The 22702-nt window shown below is 45.3% G+C and carries 23 protein-coding genes and 1 riboswitch; of the genes, 2 read left to right on the plus strand and 21 right to left on the minus strand.

The genetic code is table 11. From position 1 onward, the window contains the following. Positions 1–336 precede the first annotated feature (336 nt). Genes hisIE through hisG form a run of 8 tightly spaced genes read right to left on the minus strand, consistent with a single transcriptional unit; the run spans position 337 to position 6833 of the window. A complete protein-coding gene (hisIE, locus tag ACZ449_RS13115) occupies positions 337–990 on the minus strand; it encodes a bifunctional phosphoribosyl-AMP cyclohydrolase/phosphoribosyl-ATP diphosphatase HisIE (RefSeq protein WP_464261436.1) in 654 nt (217 codons plus the stop codon). After that, positions 987–1745 (minus strand): imidazole glycerol phosphate synthase subunit HisF, encoded by a 759-nt coding sequence (gene hisF / locus ACZ449_RS13120; protein WP_464261437.1) that lies wholly within the window; start codon positions 1743–1745, stop codon positions 987–989. Before hisF ends, hisIE begins: the two co-directional genes overlap by 4 nt. Next, complete coding sequence (gene hisA / locus ACZ449_RS13125; protein WP_464261438.1) at positions 1745–2482, minus strand: 1-(5-phosphoribosyl)-5-[(5-phosphoribosylamino)methylideneamino]imidazole-4-carboxamide isomerase; 738 nt, start codon at positions 2480–2482, stop codon at positions 1745–1747. The genes hisF and hisA overlap by 1 nt, the downstream gene beginning before the upstream one ends. Before the next feature lie 59 nt (positions 2483–2541). After that, on the minus strand, positions 2542–3177 hold the full coding sequence (hisH, locus tag ACZ449_RS13130; protein ID WP_464261439.1) for an imidazole glycerol phosphate synthase subunit HisH: 636 nt from the start codon (positions 3175–3177) through the stop codon (positions 2542–2544). 24 nt (positions 3178–3201) lie between these two features. Then, positions 3202–3789 (minus strand): imidazoleglycerol-phosphate dehydratase HisB, encoded by a 588-nt coding sequence (hisB, locus tag ACZ449_RS13135; protein ID WP_464261440.1) that lies wholly within the window; start codon positions 3787–3789, stop codon positions 3202–3204. Next, complete coding sequence (hisC, locus tag ACZ449_RS13140; RefSeq protein WP_464261441.1) at positions 3786–4829, minus strand: histidinol-phosphate transaminase; 1044 nt, start codon at positions 4827–4829, stop codon at positions 3786–3788. The genes hisB and hisC overlap by 4 nt, the downstream gene beginning before the upstream one ends. Position 4830: 1 nt before the next feature. Beyond that, a complete protein-coding gene (hisD, locus tag ACZ449_RS13145) occupies positions 4831–6171 on the minus strand; it encodes a histidinol dehydrogenase (protein WP_464261442.1) in 1341 nt (446 codons plus the stop codon). Continuing rightward, positions 6168–6833, minus strand: a complete 666-nt coding sequence (gene hisG, locus ACZ449_RS13150) for an ATP phosphoribosyltransferase (protein ID WP_464261443.1) — start codon at positions 6831–6833, stop codon at positions 6168–6170. The genes hisD and hisG overlap by 4 nt, the downstream gene beginning before the upstream one ends. A gap of 212 nt (positions 6834–7045) precedes the next feature. On the opposite strand from hisG, the gene ACZ449_RS13155 reads away from it, so the two are divergent. Continuing rightward, a complete protein-coding gene (locus ACZ449_RS13155; protein WP_464261444.1) occupies positions 7046–8002 on the plus strand; it encodes a D-2-hydroxyacid dehydrogenase in 957 nt (318 codons plus the stop codon). On the opposite strand, the gene ACZ449_RS13160 is transcribed toward ACZ449_RS13155, so the two are convergent. The 3 genes from ACZ449_RS13160 to ACZ449_RS13170 are packed head-to-tail and all read right to left on the minus strand — an operon-like array spanning position 7999 to position 10019. Further along, on the minus strand, positions 7999–8526 hold the full coding sequence (locus tag ACZ449_RS13160; protein ID WP_464261445.1) for an HDIG domain-containing metalloprotein: 528 nt from the start codon (positions 8524–8526) through the stop codon (positions 7999–8001). The two genes, ACZ449_RS13155 and ACZ449_RS13160, sit on opposite strands and share 4 nt — an antisense overlap. Next, positions 8519–9703, minus strand: coding sequence for an ATP phosphoribosyltransferase regulatory subunit (hisZ, locus tag ACZ449_RS13165; protein WP_464261446.1), 1185 nt, complete (start codon positions 9701–9703; stop codon positions 8519–8521). Before hisZ ends, ACZ449_RS13160 begins: the two co-directional genes overlap by 8 nt. 19 nt (positions 9704–9722) lie before the next feature. Continuing rightward, positions 9723–10019: a YerC/YecD family TrpR-related protein gene (locus tag ACZ449_RS13170; protein WP_464261447.1), complete on the minus strand. Its 297-nt coding sequence runs from the start codon at positions 10017–10019 to the stop codon at positions 9723–9725. 191 nt (positions 10020–10210) lie between these two features. Then, a riboswitch (SAM riboswitch) is annotated at positions 10211–10314 on the plus strand. A gap of 114 nt (positions 10315–10428) precedes the next feature. Here ACZ449_RS13170 and ACZ449_RS13175 point away from each other — a divergent pair. After that, positions 10429–11250: a MetQ/NlpA family ABC transporter substrate-binding protein gene (locus tag ACZ449_RS13175; RefSeq protein ID WP_464261448.1), complete on the plus strand. Its 822-nt coding sequence runs from the start codon at positions 10429–10431 to the stop codon at positions 11248–11250. Positions 11251–11329: 79 nt separating this feature from the next. On the opposite strand, the gene ACZ449_RS13180 is transcribed toward ACZ449_RS13175, so the two are convergent. The 10 genes from ACZ449_RS13180 to ACZ449_RS13225 form a co-directional block, all read right to left on the minus strand. Next, a complete protein-coding gene (locus ACZ449_RS13180) occupies positions 11330–11920 on the minus strand; it encodes a TetR/AcrR family transcriptional regulator (protein WP_464261449.1) in 591 nt (196 codons plus the stop codon). 14 nt (positions 11921–11934) lie between these two features. Then, the gene (locus ACZ449_RS13185) at positions 11935–12453 is read right to left on the minus strand and encodes a DUF456 domain-containing protein (protein WP_464261450.1); all 519 of its coding nucleotides are present in this window, start codon (positions 12451–12453) and stop codon (positions 11935–11937) included. A gap of 22 nt (positions 12454–12475) precedes the next feature. Next, positions 12476–13753: a phosphoribosylamine--glycine ligase gene (gene purD / locus ACZ449_RS13190; RefSeq protein WP_464261451.1), complete on the minus strand. Its 1278-nt coding sequence runs from the start codon at positions 13751–13753 to the stop codon at positions 12476–12478. Positions 13754–13782: 29 nt separating this feature from the next. After that, the gene (locus ACZ449_RS13195; protein ID WP_464261452.1) at positions 13783–14535 is read right to left on the minus strand and encodes a YdcF family protein; all 753 of its coding nucleotides are present in this window, start codon (positions 14533–14535) and stop codon (positions 13783–13785) included. A 75-nt stretch (positions 14536–14610) separates the two neighbouring features. Next, complete coding sequence (locus ACZ449_RS13200; protein ID WP_464261453.1) at positions 14611–16335, minus strand: glutamine--tRNA ligase/YqeY domain fusion protein; 1725 nt, start codon at positions 16333–16335, stop codon at positions 14611–14613. A gap of 152 nt (positions 16336–16487) precedes the next feature. Next, positions 16488–19211 (minus strand): ATP-binding protein, encoded by a 2724-nt coding sequence (locus ACZ449_RS13205; RefSeq protein ID WP_464261454.1) that lies wholly within the window; start codon positions 19209–19211, stop codon positions 16488–16490. A 107-nt stretch (positions 19212–19318) separates the two neighbouring features. Next, positions 19319–19423, minus strand: coding sequence for a bacteriocin (locus ACZ449_RS13210; RefSeq protein ID WP_464261455.1), 105 nt, complete (start codon positions 19421–19423; stop codon positions 19319–19321). A 324-nt stretch (positions 19424–19747) separates the two neighbouring features. Continuing rightward, positions 19748–19894: a hypothetical protein gene (locus tag ACZ449_RS13215; protein WP_464261456.1), complete on the minus strand. Its 147-nt coding sequence runs from the start codon at positions 19892–19894 to the stop codon at positions 19748–19750. Between the two features lie 399 nt (positions 19895–20293). Then, the gene (locus ACZ449_RS13220) at positions 20294–22261 is read right to left on the minus strand and encodes a methyl-accepting chemotaxis protein (protein ID WP_464261457.1); all 1968 of its coding nucleotides are present in this window, start codon (positions 22259–22261) and stop codon (positions 20294–20296) included. Positions 22262–22416: 155 nt separating this feature from the next. Continuing rightward, positions 22417–22542 carry a hypothetical protein gene (locus ACZ449_RS13225; RefSeq protein WP_464261458.1) on the minus strand — a complete coding sequence of 42 codons (126 nt, stop codon included), beginning with the start codon at positions 22540–22542 and terminating at the stop codon, positions 22417–22419. Positions 22543–22702 lie beyond the last annotated feature (160 nt).

The following is a 22702-nucleotide window of genomic DNA, read 5'->3' on the forward strand; positions in this document are numbered from 1 at the left end:
AAGCTCTTACTTAAAAACCTTGTGGTCCTGGACTTGATATCCACTAACGTACATTATAAAGCAATGTGTTTCTTTACACAATGGGTAAAAAAATGTATACATTATAGTTTAACTGTCAAACACGAGTTAATGGAAATAGCTTCTAGTAGTTGGTATAAAAAGAGGCATTGAAACCTGCACTTACACAGGTTTCAATGCCTCTTTCACTATTAAATTCAGGAAAGCTATTTTATCTTAATCGCTGTGTCAAAACTCCCGCCTCTACAGGCGGCGTCAGTTCAGGTGGAGTAGACTCTCCACCTGAACCCCCGATGTTTTAGCTCTGCTGAAACGAGTTCACTTCCTGCGTTTTTTCAGTTCCTCAAACAACTCACTTGGCGTAATAGTATGATTGGCCAACAGTACTAAGCAGTGATACCAAAGATCAGCCATCTCATACAGGATCTCGTCTTTGTTGTTATTCTTAGACGCAATAATGGTTTCGGCGGCTTCTTCACCAACCTTTTTCAAAATCTTATCCTGACCCTTTTCAAACAGGTAATTGGTATACGAACCCTCTTTAGGATTATGCTTACGATCATTGATGACATTGTAAAGCTCATATAATACGCCAGCCAACGGCTCTTTATATACCTTATCAGGATCAAATAGTTTTTCAGTCTGCTCGTTATCAGTATCCAACCTGCGACTAAAACAAGTAAAAGTTCCTTCATGGCAAGCTGCACCAGTTTGGCTTACTTTAACTAAAATGGTGTCCGCATCACAGTCATAGTACATTTCCTTAACAGCCTGCACATGACCAGAGGTTTCGCCTTTCTGCCAGAGCGCCTGACGGCTGCGGCTGTAAAACCAAGTTACCCCTGTTTCCAGTGTTTTACTCAACGATTCAGCATTCATATAGGCTAACATAAGCACAGTTCCGGAAGCTTCGTCTTGAATGATGGCTGGCACTAAGCCGTTAGCATCATATTTTATGGTATCTATATTCATACTCTCACCTCTACCCCTCGGGATTTAAGATATTCTTTAACCTGACCTACGGTGAACTGACCATAATGAAACACTGACGCTGCTAGTACTGCATCAGCCTTACCTGCCGTTAATACGTCATAGAAGTGTTCCATCTCGCCCGCACCACCTGACGCAATAACTGGTACATTGACAGCTTCCGATACGGCCCTGGTAAGGGGAATATCGTAGCCATCTTTGGTACCATCTTTATCCATACTTGTTAGGAGAATTTCTCCAGCACCCATTGCGGTTGCACGCTTGACCCATTCTAACACATCAATGCCTGTCGGTGTCCGTCCGCCATTAATATATACTTCCCAGGTATCCTGTCCGGAATTGCGCGCATCGACGGCCAGCACAATACACTGGCGGCCAAAGCGTTTAGCGCCTTCAACCAAAAGTTCAGGATTTTTTACGGCTGCCGTATTAAGGGAAACCTTATCAGCCCCAGCTTTAAGCATTGTTCTAATATCCGCTACCGTGCGGATACCACCGCCCACAGTAAACGGAATAAACACCTCGGCGGCTACCTGCTGCACAACATCTACCATTGTCTTTCGCTCATCAGACGAAGCTGTGATATCTAGGAAAACCAGTTCGTCGGCTAGTTTACCATCATACACCTTGGCTAGCTCCACCGGATCGCCAGCATCGCGTAAACCAACGAAATTTGTGCCTTTTACCACCCGCCCCTCTTTGACATCCAGGCAGGGAATAATTCGTTTGGTATACATTAAGCTACGCCCTCCTTAGCCAGCCGAATGGCTGCCGCCACATCGACGGCACCGGTGTAGATGGCTTTGCCAACAATAACACCTTCAATACCGCCCTCAGCGTTGGCTGCTTTGAGGGCCGTAATATCTTCAAGACTTTTCACACCGCCGGACGCGATAACCGGAATACCTGCTGCCTTAGCCAACGAGGCAGTGGCCGCCACGTTGACGCCCTGAAGCGTGCCATCCCGCGATATATCAGTATAAATAATGCGAGCCACGCCAGCCTCAGCCATCTTCTTGGCTAATTCCTCTGCTCCTACTCCGCCTGATACCTCCCAGCCGTCTACAGCCGCCTGACCATCGCGAGCATCGATACCCACAACAATTTGGCTACCGAACTGGCGGCAGGCCTCTCGCACCAGTTCGGGGCTACGGACAGCAACAGAACCCAATATCACCCGGCTAACACCGGCTTGAAGTACTTGTTCAATATTTGCCAGCGTACGAATACCACCACCCAGCTGTACTGGAATATTAGCTGCCTTCACGATGTTGCTTACTACTGCAAGATTGACCGACTTGCCGGCCAATGCTCCATCTAAATCAACGACATGCAGGTATTCCGCCCCAGCAGCTGCCCACTTGCGGGCCATGTCAGCCGGATTATCCGCAAACACGGTTTCCTTATCAAAACGTCCTTCAGTAAGACGAACACAACGTCCGCCACGTATGTCGATTGCCGGATAGATAATCATAATCTCAACTCCTCAGAGTAACATTTGGGACCAGTCTCACATATTAAGGTAGTGTGTTTCTAAACACACTTTAAAAAATTAGCTAAGATAGCTAACCCTGTTGCGCTTGATTTTTCGGGGTGAAACTGTACGGCCTGCACATTATCACAGCCTACAGCAGCCGTAACAGCACTGCCATACTCGGTCACAGCGGTAATGATTTCTTGCTTCTCCGGCACAGCATGATAGCTATGAACAAAATAAACATAAGGAGTTGCTGGTAGTTCAGTAAATAACAGACTTGGCGTCCTAAACTCCAGACTGTTCCAGCCCATATGAGGAATTTTAAGCTCTGGAGCAATAATTCTCCGTACCATACCCGGCAAAATTCCCAGTCCAGGTACACCAGGGTCTTCTTCGCTACCATCAAATAGCAGTTGTAGTCCAAGGCAAATACCAAAAAAGGGTGTGCCCCGTTTGGCCACTTCTTTAATAATATCAACAAGTCCATAGCTGCTCAGATTAGTCATGCAATCGCCAAAGGCCCCTACCCCGGGCAGTACTACCTTAGCGGCACTGCCGATGACTGCCGGGTCGCTGGTAACAACAATATCATATTGACCGCCGTTTTCGGCATTTAACTTAGCTAGGGCCTTAGACACACTGTGCAGATTGCCCATACCATAATCAATAATTGCTAAAGTTTCAAGCGCCATCGTTGCGCCTCCTTTATTCTAAGCTTACAACATTCCTTTAGTTGACATTACACCCTTAATCCTATCGTCTTGCCGTGTAGCTTCATCTAGTGCTCGACCCAACGCCTTAAAGATGGCTTCAATAATATGATGGGTATTCTTGCCTGACAGCAGCCGCACATGTAGCGTAAGTCCAGCGTGAACACTAAGCGCCCGCAAAAATTCTTCAGTTAGCTCACTGTCAAACTGGCCGACTTGCTCACTTGGCAAGGCCGCATCAAAAACTAGAAAAGGACGTCCGCTGATATCGAGTGACACCATGGCCAGCGCTTCGTCCATAGGTACAAAGGCTGTACCATAACGCTTGATTCCAGATTTGTCGCCCAGGGCTTGGGCCAAGGCCTGTCCCAGGACAATGCCGGTATCTTCCACCGTGTGGTGTCCGTCTACATAGATATCGCCATTGGCTGTTACCGTCAAATCAAACAATCCGTGTTTGCTGAGTAAAATCAGCATATGGTCAAAAAAACCTATGCCTGTGGCAATCTGCGACTGGCCGCTGCCGTCAAGATGTAAGGATACTTTTATGGCTGTTTCTCCAGTAATCCGTTCCAAGCTGGCAGTACGGCTCATGCTGTAACAGCCTCCAATACAGCCGTATTTTCATCAGGTGTTCCCACACCAATCCGGATACAGTTAGTAAGTCCTGGAACGGTACTAAAATCACGAATGCCAATACCGCGGGCGCTCAGGCAGGCCACCATGCCTGCCACGTTATCGCTCTTAACTAGCAGAAAATTGGTTTGAGACGGGTATACAGTCACGCCGGCGATCGCACTAAACGCGGCTGTCATGCGCTCTCGCTCACGGCTATTTTCAGCCAAACTGGCAGCAAATTCCTGACGCATATTATATACGATCTCAGCTGTTGCCAGCGTTAAGGCATTTACATCGTAAGGTAACAATACTTTGCCAATGGTTTGGGCAGTATCTTCACTGGCTAAGAGATAACCTACCCGGGCAGCTGCCAAACCATAGGCTTTAGAAAAGGTACGGGCAATGGCCAGATTCGGATATTTGCCCAACAAATTCACCGACGATTTTCCGTAAAACTCATGATATGCTTCATCAACAACTACCAGACTCTTGGTATTAGCGACAATATATTCAATCTGTTCAGGTGGCAGCACTATCCCGGTCGGGTTGTTGGGATTACACAATAAAATCACACTGGCCGCTACTTCCTTTGCCGTTGCCAGCAATTTATCTGCATCTAGTGTGTAATCCACATTGAGCGCCACAGGCACAGGTTGGCTGTCTGCTAGCTTAGCATAAATGCCATACATCGAAAACGAGGGACTGGGATACACAATACTGCGACCAGCACCACCAAAGGCATAACATAATGCCTCCAAAATTTCACTGGAACCATTGCCGATAAGCACATTAGCCATTGTTACGCCAAAACCGGCGGCGATAGTTGTTTTTAAAGACTGGGCACTCATCTCAGGATATCTATTAAATGGTAATGTTGTTAGTTTTTCAATGACCTTGGTTTTAATAGCTTGCGGCATATCGTTCGGATTCTCATTGGCATCAAGCCTAATCGGCCACTGAATTTCTTCCACAGAATATGGTTTTAAGGCTTCTAACCCGCTGCGAGGTGCAAACATCCTAATTCCCCCTCAATCTTACAGCATTAGCGTGTGCCGTCAGCCCTTCGGCTTCGGCCAGCTTGATAATCTGGCCGCTGACAGCTGCCAAGGCTTCCTGGGTATAGGCAATAATGCTGGTTTTTTTCATAAAAGTTTCCACATTGAGCACCGAGTAAAAACGGGCTGTACCACCAGTCGGCAATACATGGTTGGGACCGGCAAAATAATCGCCAAGTGGCTCTGGTGAATATTGTCCCATAAATATAGCACCTGCATGTCGTACATACGGAAGCAGCTTGAACGGTTCGGCAGTTAATAGTTCCAAATGCTCCGGAGCCGAAAGATTAGCCAGCTCAACCGCCTCTAAAATATCTTTGGTAATAATAATCAAGCCATTATCCTCAATCGATTGGGCAGCAATGTCCTTACGCGATAGCACTGCCAGTTGTTTTGCCACTTCTTTTTCTACTTTTATCGACAACTCGGTACTGTCAGTAATCAAAATACTTGAGGCCAACACATCATGTTCAGCCTGACTCAGCATGTCGGCAGCCACATATTGGGGATCAGCCGTACTATCTGCCACTATAAGAATTTCGCTGGGTCCTGCCAGCATATCAATATCAACATGCCCATAAACGGCCTTTTTGGCCAATGTAACAAAAATATTACCAGGGCCGGTAATCTTATCTACCCTAGGAATGGTTTCTGTTCCAAACGCCAATGCCGCCACTGCCTGAGCGCCGCCTACCTTGAAGATTCTTGTGACGCCGGCTAGTTTTGCTGCAGCCAATACATAGGGGTTTACCTTTCCCTCCCGGCTAGGCGGTACAACCATAATAATCTCTTTTACTCCGGCCACTGCCGCCGGAACAGCATTCATAATCACCGATGACGGATAGGCAGCTGTACCGCCTGGAACATAAATACCTACCCGATCAAGCGGCGTACATTTCTGCCCCAAAATCGCACCCTGTTCCCGCTCAGTAAACCAGGATTTAGGCAATTGTTCACTATGAAACCGTCGAACATTAGCCACAGCAGCTTCGAGTGCCTCAAGTACTTCCTTGTCAGCCCCAGCAATCGCGCTTTCGATCTCGTCTGGTGTCACTTCCAGCGTATCGGCGGTAAATTCAGCACCATCAATTGACTTCGTATATTTTAGTACGGCTTCATTCCCCTGACGCCGTACATCTTCAACAATACGTTCCACTACCTGCTGGGCTGACAGGTCTTCGCCAAACGTTTCTTTTACTTTAGCACGTCCGCCCGCGCCTAATATCACTTTATCAAAAGCGGGTTTTTCCATTAATTCGATCATTTCTTCTTTGCTTAAAAAACTGCTGTGAATCCTTTTCATACTTTGCCCTCACTTTCCACCAGTGCTTTTAACCCTTCTACCATTTTATTTATCCTGTCAAACTTCATCTTAAAGCTTACCCGGTTAGCAATAAATCGAGCTGTTGCCGGATGAATTTGCGCGATTTCAACAAGGTTATTTTCCTTAAGAGTGCGGCCGGTTTCCACAATGTCAACAATGATCTCAGCCAAACCTACCATGGGCGCAAGCTCAATAGAACCATTGAGCTTAATGATCTCCATCTGAATACCGACACTATGAAAAAAACTTTCCGCAACCCGGGGATACTTTGTAGCCACCCGCATATGAGCATAGTCACTCATCTTCTCCTGTTTCAATGCCTGGGGAACAGCAACCATCAACCGGCATAAACCGAATTTTAAATCAAGTAGCTCATAGATATCTTTGTTCTCTTCTAAAAGTACATCCTTACCAATTATCCCAATATCAGCCGCACCATATTCTACATAAGTAGGCAAATCAGCAGTCTTGGTAATAATAAACCGGATCTTTTCCTTCTCATTGGCAATAACCAATTTACGCGAATTCTCGCTGAGTCCTTCAGCCGTATAACCGATTTTGGCCAGCATATTCACCGAAAGATCAAAGAGCTTGCCTTTAGGCAAGGCTATTGTTAAATAATCCATATCATTTGAGGTCATGTCAGCCTCCTGTTCCTTTAATTAATTAAAGAGTTAATATGATAATATATTAACATTATACATTGCCAGCGTCAATATACTACTATGAATTTTTCTTTTTGTAACAGAACCCGCTCCCTTGATAGTATCTGCTTTTTCGTCTTAGGTAGGAAAACAGGCTGCATATGTAGAAGTATTTGACAAGATACTATCATTAAATAAGGAGGTTCATCATGGCTGTTCTTAATATTGTTGTGCTCAACCCATTGGCCAACAGGCATAAAGAAATCATTAAAGCCGCTGAGCCAAATGTAAATATAATCATAAGCGATGCAAAGAACGCCCTCGAACATATGCCTGAGTGCCATATTCTAGCAACCTGGGGCTGGGCTGAAACCCGCCATCTGTATCAAGCTGCCCCTCACTTAGAATGGATTCATGCACTAAGCGCCGGAGTGGAGAAACTGCTCTTTCCTGAAATTCAGGCTGCTGACACCATCCTCACGAATTCCAAGGGCATCCATGGTATTCCTGTCTCCGAACATGTACTAGCCATGATGCTGGCTTTTAGCCGGGGACTTATCCTGAGTATTCGTCAGCAAGATGCGAAAACCTGGAAGAGAGTGCCGACAGATGAATTACACGAGCATACCCTTGCCATCATTGGCCTGGGTGCTATTGGACGCGAGATTGCCAAAAAGGCCAAGGCGCTAGGTATGACGGTCCTTGCCAGCAAACAGGAAATGACTACTGAATTGTTTGTAGATAAGCTATATCCGCCAGATAATGATAGTTTGCAGGAAATGCTATCTCAGGCGGACTATGTTGTTATTGCCCTGCCGCTGACTGAGAACACCGAAAATCTGATTGGCCTAAAGCATTTTACCGTGATGAAGCCTTCGGCCTATTTTTTCAATATTTCAAGGGGTGCTATTGTAAATGAGGCCGATTTAATCACTGCCTTAGAACAAAAACTAATTCGTGGTGCCGGCCTGGACGTGTTTACTCACGAACCGCTGCCAGAATCCAGTCCGCTGTGGACTATGCCTAATGTTATTATCACACCCCATGTTGCCGCTTTATCACCGGCCTATCTTGACCGTGCTGTCAAGCTGCTCGCTGATAATCTCACCCGTTTTATCCAGGGTCGGGATATGATAAATCTTGTTGATAAAGTCAAAGGCTATTAGTTTAGGCTATCAGCCATTTTAAGCAGCGTAAGCTCCGGTGGTTCACCTACTACCGGAGCCTCATGATGTCTTGCGACAATTTCGGTCAGCTCTTGGGGCAGGCCAGCTGCACGCAGCATAGTCGCCCCGCGAGCAGCATGATTATAGTAAATATAGACAGCATGACGAAGATTGTCTATTTTGCCGCCCCGCCCCATTTTTCCCCAGGATTTCGCCCACTGTGCCGCAAACGTATCTAAAATCACAGTAATAATCTTATCAGCAGTACTAACGTCACCTTTAACCTTGCCGACATCGTGCAAGAGCGCACACTTTATAAGTAGTTGTTGATCAACAGCTGCTTGATCAGCCGCAAGCTTACATGCTGTATATGCTACATTCAAAGCATGTCGCTGGTCAGGCAGATCCATCTGCCAAAACAAGGCAGCCTGCGCTTTATTTAGGTATTTATCGACAAATTCTTTATCACTTTCGTCAATCCGGGCAGTAAGCGCAGCAACAACCTGTTTAACGCGTTTATTCAATATAGATCAGTTCTTCATAGCCTTGTTCAGTAGCCGCCGTTTGTGCTGCCGTTTTTGAACACCCAGAAAGCGCCAGTTCTGTTCGACGGCCTGCTTTGCGATACTGCTTGGCCGCTTCAATAGCCTCAGACAGTTTCCCCTCGGCCCAAGCAATGTATATATCTTTACCGCGAACACTAACGTCAATGCCTTGACGCTCTAGTGCCAGCAGCATTCGTTCGATTCCCAGGGCAAAACCTGTGGCTGGATTGGCAACACCGAAAGAAGCCAACATGGTATCATAACGACCACCGCCGCATAGGGGAAAGCCCAAACCTGGTGTATAGCCCTCAAAGACCATACCAGTATAATAATCAAAATCGCGAATGATGCCCAAGTCAAAGTTGACATACCGGTCAACGCCATAGCCTGCTAAAAGCTTATGAATGTCAGCCAGATTATCAAGTGCAGAGCGGCTTCGTTCGTTAGCAACAAGTCGGTAAGCAGTATTAAGCATATCCTCTCGCCCATGTAAGAGGGGAATTTGTTGCAATAGTTCCCTGGCTGCCTGACTAATACCGCTTTGGGCCAAAACCTCACCCAATCCCACCAAATCACGGGTAACCATAGCATATTTTACTTTTTGCTGCTCCTGCGGACTTAAGCCACTCTCGTCCATAAGGCCGTTAATGAAAGCAACTTGGCCTAAACCAATCTGAAAATTGGTTAAACCGGCCTCCAGCATGGCTTCAACCGCCAATGCGATAATCTCCGCATCAGCTGCTGGCCCCGGGGCTCCTAAAAGTTCAATCCCTGCCTGGTAAAATTCACACTGTCGTCCAGCTTGCGCTTGCTCATGCCGAAATACATTAGTAAGATAAAATAATCTGAGCGGCAGCGGCCTTTCTTTAAATCTTGTCGCAGCTACCCGCGCAATGGGTGTTGTCATATCAGGACGCAGCGCTAACGTACGATTATTCTTATCAAAAAATTTAAACACATGCTCCTGGATAGCGTTGCCTGTACCTAGTGTTATAGTTTCCATATATTCAAAAGTTGGCGTCACCACTTCATCATAACCCCAACAGGAAAACAGCTCAGCAAGAGCTCCTTCCACAATGCGTTTTTGTTTTGCTTCTCGCGGCAGCAGATCACGTGTTCCATAAGGAATTTGCGGCACAAAATTATTCCTGTTCATTGTGTACACTCCATTCTAATCAGCTGTTATCTACTTTATCCAACACCATTTTATAGCCATCGGCACCATAATACAGACAACGCTTAACTCTGCTGATTGTTGCTGTACTCGCACCGGTTGCAGCAACAATATCATCATAAATAACGCCTGCTTTTAACAGTCGCGCCACTTCCAGCCGCTGAGCCATAGCTTTAAGTTCCCCAATTGTGCATACGTCTTCAAAAAATTGATAACATTCCTCCTCACTGTTTAGCGATAAAATCCCTCTAAACAACTGATCGGTAAGCCTATCTTTTAATTTAGGATTTGCAGGCATAACTACTAGCCTCCCTATAAGTACTTGCTATTTTTATATTTATTCGCTATTTTCCCGGATTTTCCTTCTTTAATACTTTCCATCTTTATTTAATTAAAACGTCTTTTGTAAAATTCCCGTTTTTTTACACCACTTTTTCTGTTGACAGTCTTTCGTAGTCATGTTAATATAAAATTCATAAAATTAAATATTGTTCATCAAGAGCTGGCTGAGGGAATGGCCCAATGACGCCGCGGCAACCATCGTATTTGCGAACGGTGCCAATTCCACAGGATTACCTCCTGGCAGATGAAGAACTGGACAACAAGCCTCTTCGGACTGCCGAAGAGGCTTACTACTTTTCACGAAAGGAGGATCATCTAGTCATTATTATTAGAGATTAGAGATAAGTATTAGGAGGAATTATTCTATGAAAAAGTTTACCCTGTTAGTAATGATTGCATTATTAGCCTTTTCTACCTTTATCGCTGGTTGTGGCAGCAAGAGCACCCCTGCTCCGTCAGCCGCAGATAAGAAAACCATTAAAGTTGGCGCAACTGCCGTACCGCATGCTGAAATTCTCAATGTTGTCAAACCACTGCTTGAAAAAGAAGGCATCAACCTGGTTATTGTCGAGATGAGCGACTATGTCCGTCCCAACATGGCTGTGGCTGAAAAAGAACTAGACGCTAACTTCTTCCAGCACATCCCCTATCTGACCAAATTCAGCGCTGAACGCAAGCTTGATCTGACCTACACCGCTGCCGTACATATTGAACCGATGGGTATCTACTCCAAGAAAGTCAAGAACCTGAATGACCTGCAAACCGGTGCAGCAATCGGCATCCCCAATGATCCCACCAACGGCGGCCGTGCACTAGCCCTGCTAGCCAAAGCCGGCATTATTAAACTCAAAGATGGTGCAGGTGTTACTGCTACTATTAGCGATATCACCGATAATCCCAAAAATGTAAAAATCCGCGAGCTTGAAGCTGCGCAACTACCTCGTTCACTTGATGATCTTACTTTAGCCGTCATTAATACTAACTATGCACTAGAAGCTAAGCTTGTCCCCAGTAAAGATGCTCTGTTTATTGAACAAAAGGACTCTCCCTATGTTAATATCCTTACTGTCCGCAAAGGCGATGAAAACCGTCCTGAAATCCAAAAATTAACTAAAGCCTTAACATCTGAAGAAGTTAAGAAGTTTATTAATGAAAAATATCAAGGTGCCATTGTACCAGCATTTTAATTCTTTCAAAAGAGGCTATGTACGATCTAAGCAAGCAGGGCTGTGGATAACTTATTATAAGTTTTTCCACAGCCCTTTTTTAGCGCGCAACAACGCCATAAAGGAAGACATCAGCAATACCGTTAGCTGCCTTATCAAGGGAGTCACTGTTATCCTCAACAAAACCCTGGAATACTGTCATAACAATGACGCTGAATAAACCATGAGCAGCTTTATGTATATCACAATTACGGATACTTCCCTGCTCAATACCTTCTTGTAAGATAGTTTGTAATATCCCGATGGTATGAATAAATATTTCGCGATACTTTTCACGCTGGGCAGCAGTAAAACTTGACGGTTCTTCATGGCCTAAGCCTCGCATCTCGTGCATAAGCACTCGCCACAAGTCACCATTAGCAATATAAAATTCTAAAAATACCTTAATAGCCTTTGTTACTTTGTTTAACGGAGTCTCAGTAAGCGCTGCTATTTGTCCAAGTTCGATTTCAAAATTAGCACTGCGTTCCTTTATAAGGGTATAAAAGAGTTGTTCTTTATTGACAAAATACTTATATACTGTGCCCTTACCGGTGTCAGCCAGAGCAATAATTTCATCAACTGTGGCACGGTGATACCCTTTGCGGGAGAAAACAGTATAGGCAGCATCCAATATTTTCTGACGTTTCATCGTACTTCCTCCAATCACCCGGACCACGTTAACTGAGAGATAATAAACGCTACCATCCCTATGGCTATAGCTAGTTTAAAGATTAGCCCTAATGCCTGGCCAATAACAATACTTTTGGCTACTCTGGCTGCTTTTTCTCTGTTTCCGGTAGCCACATACTCTGCTACATAGCCGGCGGCAAAAGATCCGCCGAGCGCCCCAGCAATGGAACCCAGTCCAGGCATGAACCCTGTACCGATTATTCCGCCAGCGATACCGCCAATAAAAGCTGCTAGAATGGCCGTGCGTGAGGCGTTTTCCTTTGTAGCTCCCAATGACCCAGCCACAAATTCGGCCAGTTCCCCGCTTAACAAAGCGCCAAAAAGCATAAGCAGCACCGTACTGCTTATATGAGAGAAGTTTTCCAAATAGCCATAGCCCAAAGCAGTAAAAAATATCAACCAATTGCCAGGTAAACCAATAGCTGTCAGACCAATACCAACAATGGTAACCACAATGACTAGTAGATTACTGGCTGTTAAACCTGCATCCAAAGTGCACACCTCTTCAACGTGCTCACCTGTCGCTGCGATTAAACGCCCGATGAGCAATATCTTTACGGTACTGCATACCATCGAAGTGTATCGCTGGCACAGCTTGATAAACCTTATCTACGGCTTCCCGAAGATTATTGGCTACTGCCGTGACACCTAGCACCCGACCACCCTGGGTGACAACCTGGCCGTTCTTCGATCCTGTACCGGCATGAAATACCATAGCCCCTTGCGACTCAGCTTGATCAAGGCCGGTAATAGTATCCCCTTTGTTGTAACTCCCGGGATAACCGCCAGCGGCCAGCACAACACAAACAGCAGCCTTATCATCCCATTCGATGGTTATATCAGCCAGTCGTCCGTCAGCACAGGCTTCCATAATATCCACCAAATCGCTGACTAAAAGTGGTAATACGACCTGGGTTTCGGGATCACCAAAGCGGGCATTAAATTCAATAACCTTTGGCCCCTGAGCCGTAATCATCAACCCGGCATATAAACATCCTTTATAAATGATGCCTTCTTGCCGCATAGCATCAACAACCGGCTGCAAGACTTCACGCCGTACTTGTTCCCACACAGCCGGAGTAACAACCGGAGCCGGGGCATATGTCCCCATCCCACCAGTGTTGGGTCCCTGGTCATTGTCAAATATCCGTTTATGATCCTGGGCCGCAACCATGGGTACCACAGTAATGCCATCAGTAAAGGCCAGCAAGGAAGCTTCTTCCCCCTCCAGATATTCCTCAATAACCACCAGATTGCCAGCACTACCAAAAGCCTTATCCCGCATCATCATCGTAACGGCATCAACAGCCTCAGCTACCGTCATAGCCACAACGACACCTTTACCGGCGGCCAGTCCATCAGCTTTTACCACAATCGGTGCGCCTTGTTCTTTTATGTAGGCCAGTGCACTGTCAAGTTCCGTAAAGGCAGCCGATGCCGCTGTCGGAATATGATACTTATGCATAATCTCTTTGGCAAAAGCCTTAGAACCCTCTAGCTGCGCGGCCTTTTGGGAAGGACCGAAAACTTTTAGATTAAGCGCCGCAAAATGATCGGCAAGACCATTGGTCAACGGCAGCTCAGGTCCAACAACAGTCAACCCAATACTATGTTCGAGAGCAAACTTACCCAAAGCCTCATTATCTGTTATATCAATAGCCACGCACTCAGCCACAGTCGCAATTCCGGGGTTTCCCGGAACACAGTATATTTTTTCTACCCGGGGGCTTTGCGCCAATTTCCAAGCCAGAGCATGCTCACGCCCACCGCCACCGATCAATAAAATTTTCAAATTACCACTCCTTCGTGTATACAATCCCATTAAAACCAGCGTATTGCCAGCAAACCAAGATATTCTTTAATGGCTAACTGACTATTATAGAAAGCGTCAGCCCGAGGCCACAACTGGTGCCACTCAAAAATAAAATGAGTATTGGTTTGGTAGTCGGTAGGATAGGGCAATACCGTCATATTATATTTGGAAAACTGCCCCACCGACCGTACCATGTGAAAAGCCGAAGTCACTAAAATAGGACGTGTAAAATCCCGTTCCGCTACAATCTGCTTGCTGAATTTAGCATTGTCGGTAGTATTAAGGCTCTGCCCTTCCACAATAATCTTCTCATCCGGAATACCTAGCCCCAGCAGGATATGGCGTGCAATCTCCGCCTCTTTGCCAGTATTGGCAAATACCTGCCCACCGGAAATGATGATTGGCGCGCCAGTAATATGGTATAGCTGAGCTGCTGTCAGCAAACGGTTGGCAGCAGAACCCATCAGATGACCTTTGCCATGGACATTGGGTGTGTCTGCTGTTGCTCCGCCTCCCAGCATAATAATAACATCACCACTGACCGTTGCTGGCGGCTGGTAACGGCTCTCTAGAGAGCGCATCAAGCAGTCTCCCACCAAAGGAGTGGATATGAGATACAATAGCGCCGTTATCATTGCCAGCACCCCTACACCCCGTTGTTTGTGCTTAACCAGCCATACACAACAACCAGCTAACGCAACAATAAACAAGCCTGGCGGCAACAAAAAAGTTATGTACAAAAACTTTATCAAAACCAACACGTACTACTACCCCGTCTCTCAAATGTTGCAGAAAGACTTTTGCCAACATTACTGCAGACAAAAGTCTTTCCACTGCTATTTGTTTCCTTGTTTAGCCCAAGAATCCTTCAGGGACACGATACGGTTAAATACCAGCGTTTGCGGTGTAGATTCGCGGTCAAGGGAAAAATAGCCATTCCGCATAAACTGAAATTTATTACCCACTTCAGCCGTTTTGATGCTGGGCTCAAGTAAACAGTTCGACAAGACTTCTAATGAGTTCGGGTTGAGGGTATCCACAAAATCCTTAGTAACCCCTTCTGCTTCTTCATTGTCTTGACTGTCAAGTAACAAATAATCATAGATACGCACCTCGGCTTTTACTGCCTGAGCAGCTGATACCCAGTGCAGCACACCCTTAACCTTACGACCGGCGTCAATCCCGCTGCCACTCTTAGTATCGGGATCATAAGAACAGTGTAGTTCTACGATCTCGCCAGTTTGTTCATCTTTGACTACCTGCTCACACTTGATTATGTAGGCCTGTTTCAAGCGAACTTCCTTGCCTGGAGCCAAACGGAAGAATTTTTTGGGTGGATCTTCCATGAAATCATCTTGCTCAATATATATTTCTCGGGAAAATGGCATTGTCCGTGATCCCATCTCAGGATTTTCCGGATTATTTTCTGACACTAATTCTTCTACCTGGTCTGCCGGGTAGTTGTCAATAATCACTTTTAGGGGCTTAAGCACCCCCATCACCCGTGGTGCTTTCATATTCAGGTCTTCTCTAATACAGTGTTCCAGCATAGCAACATCCACAAGACTGTTACTTTTGGCCACACCAATGCGATCACAAAAATCGCGGATAGATTCAGGGGTAAAGCCTCGCCTTCTTAGACCTGAGATTGTCGGCATCCGGGGATCATCCCAGCCACTAACATAACCTTCTTCTACCAATCGGCGCAGATAACGTTTACTCATGATGGTGTTCGTTAGATTCAAACGAGCAAACTCGATCTGCTGGCTTTGGTAAATACCTAACGATGCCAGTGTCCAGTCATACAGGGGCCGGTGGTCTTCGAATTCAAGTGTACAAATGGAGTGCGTTATATTTTCAATGGAATCAGAAATCGGGTGAGCATAATCATACATGGGATAGATACACCAAGTATCGCCTGTACGATGGTGCTTTGTGCGTACAATACGGTATAAAACAGGATCACGCATATTCAGGTTCGGAGAAGCCATGTCGATTTTTGCACGCAATACCCGACTACCTTCGGGAAATTCGCCTGCACGCATTTTTTCAAAGAGCGTAAGGTTTTCTTCAACTGTACGGTTCCTATAGGGACTCTCTTTTCCTGGTTCTGTCAGCGTACCCCGGTATTGACGAGTTTCTTCTGCAGTCAAATCACAAACATAGGCTTTACCTTTTTTGATAAGCTCGACAGTCAACTCATATATTTTTTCGAAATAATCTGAGGCATAATATTTGCGGTCATCCCAATCAAACCCCAGCCATTTTACATCTTCCTGAATGGAGTCCACATACTCAACATCCTCTTTAGTTGGATTGGTGTCATCAAACCGCAGGTTACATTGGCCGCCATATTTATGCGCCAAACCAAAATTTAAACAAATTGCCTTGGCATGACCGATATGCAAATAACCGTTGGGCTCTGGAGGAAAACGAGTATGTACCCGATTGCCATATTTCCCTGTCTTTATATCTTCATTGATGATAACCTCAATGAAATTAGCAGGCATAGCAGGATTAGCTCCTGGCTCTTTATCCTTTGCTTCAATTTCAGTATTCATGCAAATCCTCCTTAAGGTGTCCACTTTATATCGTTATATTATACAACATTCCTGTCTTTTCCAAAAGCAAGTAAGCGTATTTCAGACAATTTTTTTTAAAAAACCACCTAACTGAAAATCAGCAGGTGGTTTTTGTAGCTTTTTCTGTCATTTCACTCAACTACCTTTACAGAAATCCTTGTACTATCATCCGGAGCAGGAATAGTAAAATAAACAATTGCTCCCCCGCCCGGACAATTCTTCGCCCAAATTCGCCCGCCATGGGCTTCCACGATGCTCTTGCAAATGGACAATCCCAACCCTGTACCGGCAACCTTTATCGTCTGGTGACGAGCCCGGTAAAATTTTTCAAAGATTTTCGAAACATCTTCCGTCGGTATACCAGAACCTGTATCTTGCACCGATACGACAATTTCCGATCCACATTGCTCGGCGGCAATGATGATCTCACTGCCAGGAGGTGCATATTTAAATGCGTTATCCAGCAAGTTAGCCAAGACATGTTCTAATAACACGCAATCTGCTCGCAGTAGCGGCAGTCCGGATGATAACCTTGTTTGCAATATATACTTTCGCGTTGTGTCGCCCATGCGGCGGATAGCAGTGCCAACAATATCTTCGACATCACACCAATCTGTTTTCAATCGGAGCATCCCGCTTTCGAGACGGGCAGTATCCAACAGATTGGCCACTACCCGTTCCATGCGGTTGGCCCCATCCTGTACAGTCTCTAATAGATCCCGCTGAATATCGGCGCTATATTGAACGCTGGCGTCCAGCAATGTAGAAACAGCTGCAATAATCGCCGCCAATGGCGTCCTAAGTTCATGGGAAACAGAATTAAGCAGAGCTGTTCGCAATTGATCGGACTCTTTTAACAATGCTGCCTGGCGGGCAGTTTCGGTTAGTTTCACCCGTTCCACGGCAATAGCAGCCAAACCTACCCAGGCAAAAATGAGCTGCCGTTCTTCCTGCGTAATTTTTTGCTGACCAAGGCAAATACCAAATACGCCAACCGTCCGACTATCAGCAATCAACGGTATGAATAAAAAATCCGCACCAGGCAATGTCTCCGTTGATCGTCCTGCAACCTGGCCATTGACAAACACCCAGCTGGCCACCGCATATTCCGCCGCTGGCAAAACAACCTGATCGCCATGAGATTCTGGTACACCGACATCATACTTGCCAGCCAGCACAAGTTTCCTATTATTGTCTGGCAGCAACATAACCGTATTACGGCCAATCGCCACTCCGGTATGCTTAACAAAATTCCAAGCAATCTGATTTAAATCAATAACAGCAGCAATTTGACGGCTAAAATCATATAACGTACGAACACTGGTTTCCCTTTGCCGCGCCAGCTGAACCTCTTTCCGCAGCAATTCTGTCCGCCTACCAATCGAAAAAGAAACAACAAGGAAAATTATAAAACTCCATAGATAACGGATATCACTCACTGCAAATGTCATAACTGGCGGCGTAAATAAAAAATCAAAAGTCAAAACACCAACCACAGCGGTTACATAGGATGGCCACCGCCCCCACCATACGGCACTAAACAATACCGGCAGCAAATACAGCAAAGCAATATTAACCTGTTCTAATTGTTCCTGCCCCAGCCAGCTCACTACCGTTACCGCTGCCGTCATTAATAACCCCCCGGCAATAAACAGCCAAGGCACCGTCGGTGCATCTGGCAGAGCCGTACTGATGCTGGAACGTTCTTCCTTTTCGGCAGTTCCTTGAATAACATATACATTGATGCCGTCACTGCGCCGAATCAACTTATCCACCAGTGAACCTTGCCAAAATTCCCGCCAACGACTATGGCGCGGTTTGCCGATGACCATGGCAGTTACATTTTCGTTTCGTGCAACCACCAACATTTCCTGAACAATATCAGTTCCGGTCACAGTTACGATTTTACCACCCAGTTCTTCCGCCAGTTGCAAATTGCGCCAAACTCGATCCCGTTCCTTTTCTCCCATGGGAAAACGACGCACCTGAGTTTCCACATAGACTGCCAGAAGATCAGCCCGCAACCCTTTCGCCAACTGGTGAGCCGCCCGGATGAGGTGGGCCGAAAACGGACTGGCACTGACACATACCATCACCCGCCCGGCAGCCGGCCAGGGGCCGTCAATCTGATGTAACCGCATATATTCTGCCATATCTTGGTCAACCCTGCCGGCCGTAAACCGCAGGGCCAATTCCCGCAAAGCATTGATATTGCCTGGACGAAAGAATTTTTTCAGTGCCTGTTCGGCCTGACCGGAAACATATACTTTGCCATCTTTCAGGCGTTTAATCAAATCTTCCGGCGGTATATCGATCAATTGAATGTTGTCCGCCTGCTCGATAAACGAATCAGGCACCGTTTCCCGGACAACAACACCTGTAATTTGTGCAACCACATCATTCAGGCTTTCAATATGCTGAATATTCAGGGTAGTATATACATCAATCCCGCCATTTAATAATTCCTCCACATCCTGAAACCGCCTAATATGGCGAGAGCCGCCAACATTGGTATGTGCCAGTTCATCCACCAAAACCAATTCTGGTTTCTGCACCAGGATTGCATCAATATCCATTTCCAGTAAATTCTTACCCCGATATTCCAGAACTTTCGGGGCAATTTTTGGCAACCCGTCCACCATTTTCTCAGTTTCCGCCCTACCATGTGTCTCCACCCAGCCAATCACAACTCTGACCCCTTCGGTCAACCGGTCATGAGCCGTTTCCAACATGGTATATGTTTTACCGACCCCAGCGGCCGCTCCCAGAAAAACGGTTAACTTTCCTCTATTTTCTTTATGGATTTTTTGCAACAACTCTTCTGGATTTGGTCGCCTGTCTACCTCTTTAACCATTTATGTATACAACTCCCTACAAAGAAATAAAAAAACGGCACCACACACGCATCCCCGCTTGTAGTACCAACATTTGCTGCAAACAAAAAATAAGGTGCATCTATATTTTATCGCCAATTGCTGTAAAAACGCATAACAGCCCCACCCGATACTTTATCCAGTTCTTTGTTGGTAAGTTCTTTTGTATCAGTTTGAATACTGGATGATTTCAACTGCCTCCTATTTTTTAAGTAAATTATACCATAATATTGCAGGAGGTAACTTAAAGATTGATTAAAAATATAGCTGCCCATGTAGGACGGCTTTGTCTTATATTAATAGAAATATCTTTAACATCATTGCTACCACCACTATTAGGTAAGATATTATCATTATACCTAGCACTGCTATGTAGGCGTAAAGAGGGGATATATTGGGAAAAGCCGCACCCCGGAGGATACGGCTCACTCGACTACTACTGTGAGTATTGCGCAGGTAATGATTGATATATTTACCTCAAATTCCAAAGCACCCAACCTGCACGAAGGTATCTCTTCCTAGCTATAGCAATTGATTTGGGTTAACTTTTCTTCGGCTGCTGCCCATGCTTCTAATTCTCTAAGAATATCGGGTAAGCCATCTAACAATTCCCGCAATTCTTCCTCGGTCAAATTTATGTTTAAATCATCTGATACATTCTCCATAGCCAACACCGCCTTATAAAATATGGAAAGCACTAAGTATTTAACTTTATAATACAACATAAATATTGGTGATTGGTTAGAGGTTTATTAATATTTCGTTAAAATAAAAAGCCCACCCCAAACCAAAGCTGAGATTGGGCTCTCGCCTTGACCGTATGGAAGAAGGCCAAAAGGAATTAACGTCAGAAGTTAAAAGCCTAAGAAAAGAAATGAGATCAGAATTTAAAAACCTTAAAGAAGCTGATTCCGCGATACTTGGCCTGGTTGAAAAGGTAAGATTACATCTTTCAGAGTAGAGTGCCGCCCTATTGTAATACTACCTCGCCCATCTCAAAAACAAAAAGCCTATAACCCTAGCAAAATCAATACCTTGCAGGATTATAGGCTGCCTATTTGTAACTAAAGCTTAAATTTCATAACTGCTTGTTGTAATTTAGCCGCCATTTGGGCTAAGGCCGACGATGCTGCGGTAATTTCCTGAACACTGGCATTTTGCTCCTGACTGGCAGCTGCTACCTGTTCAGAGCTGACGGCGTTAAGCCGGGCCGAAGCAGCAATGCTGTTAACAGCAGATTCTACTTGGCCGCTGCGCTGCTGCTGTTCCCCTGTCAAGGCTACGATACGGACAACTTCCTCACGTACGTTTTTAATAGCATCATGAATTTCTTTAAAAGCCGTACCCGATGTTGCTACTACTGTTACCCCAGAAGATATTTCCCGACCACTTTTGTCAATCGCCTCAACAGTTTCTATTGTTTCGGCCTGAATGGCCTGAATAATCCCTGCAATCTCCCGTGCCGCGGTCTCCGATTGCTCTGCCAGCTTACGCACCTCGTCTGCCACTACAGCAAAACCGCGTCCCTGTTCGCCTGCTCTTGCTGCTTCAATGGCCGCATTGAGGGCTAACAGATTGGTTTGTCCGGCAATACCGGTAATAACGTCCACAATTTGTCCAATTTGCCGTGACTTCTCCCCAAGTGCATGAACCTTTTGCGCAGCCTGATTGGAATCTTGCTGAATTTCGTTCATCTTGGTAACAGCCATGTCAATCTGCTTGGAACCAGTTTCGGCTGCCCGTTCACTCTGCTCAGAAGCTGCCGCTACTGAATCGGCAGCTTTGCTGGTATTGGAGATGGCTTCAACCATATCGCGGATAACCTGTGCAGACTGATCGGCTAAGTTCACTTGACTGTTAGCTCCTTCAGCCACACTTTGAATAGTAATAGCCACCTCTTCAGCTGCCTTGCCGACCTCACCTGAAGAAGCCGCCAGCTCTTCGGAAGAAGCGGATACGGTTTCAGCCGTAGCCGAGGTTGTAGCTACAAGCCGCCGCAAGGCTTTTATCATGGCATCAAAGGCTTCACTGAGTTTAGTGATCTCTGCTACGCCTTGTATTTCAATACTATGTCCCAAATCACCATTTGCTACTCTATCTGCAGCATTCACTAGCTTTTCCAAAGGACGAACAATGCTACGTGCTACATAGTAAGCACTAATAAGTGCAATCAGTACAGCTACCAGGGTTATTACGCCTGTCACCACAGCCGAATGGATAACAGAAGCCATAACCTCGCTCATAGGTTCTTGAACAATAATGCCCCATTTATTTCTAACTATTGACGAGTATACAATAAGTGACTGCTCACCACGTGTCGATACGCCTTGCATCCAGTCACGCTGGCCCTCAATGACCTTAGCTACATAATCATAAGTAGTAAAAGACTCCTTTTGTAGTACCCGTTCTTTATCAGGATGGGCAACAATTGTTCCTTTATTATCAACAACATCAATATAGCCTTTTTCTCCAACCTGCACAGCATCAATGATATCCCATACTACCTTCAGGCTAACATCAGTAGCTACAACACCAACAACTTGTCCCATAGTATTTTTAACAGGAACAGCAACTGTCACACAGGGTGCCTTCGTAAAAGCTGAAATATACACATCGGTGAAAAAGGTATGCTCTTTCATAGCTTCTTGAAAATAATTTCTATCAGCACGATTAGTCAGTGTGCCTGAAGTTCTGGCAATTTGATTCCCCTTTGTATCCATAACAACAATAAGTTCAAAACTTGGATTATTCTTTTGCGCTCCTAAAATTAATTCTTTAACAGCAGTCGCATCCATTGACTTGGCTGTTGGCGTCGCAGCTAGTATCTCTGTTTCCTTGCGTGATTCTTCCAGCAGTAAATCAATTTCATCACCAACTAAATTAGCCATACTTTGATTTGCCACTATTTTCGATTCAATAATTGACTGTGAATTCATATATCCACTGATAATACCACTGATACAAGCCGGAAGAAAAGCAAATACCACCAGTAAAATAATTAGTCTAATTTTTAAACTATTTGTGTTAAACAAATATATTCCTCCTTGATTTGTTATAATTTTCTTATTTTAAGTATAACTCTTCATATTGGTTTCAGCAATCTACATTTCCGCTTAATTACTTGCAATTTTCTGTAGGTTTTTAATGGGTTTTGTATAATATAATCAATATGCCAAAGACAGGCCGGTCAGCAAACGGCTTGTTCTTTGGCGTATTCAATGTTTTTCAGCACATACACCCAAACCTTGCGAATGCCGCCGGCCACTGAAACTAAGCCTGTTAATCCACCCCGAATATAGCTGACGCGCGTCACGTCCTCTAAAGGCGAGTAAGATCGCCTTTTTTGCTCGAATAGACGGCAGGCACGTTTCACTAGGCGGCGCAGACTTTCCGCCGAGGGGGCAATGAATCAAACGGAATAAAATAATCAAGGAAGTCAAGCTGTGTAGCTTAGTGCTTCGTTTTTTTGTTGA

The organism is Desulfosporomusa polytropa, from assembly GCF_055380075.1.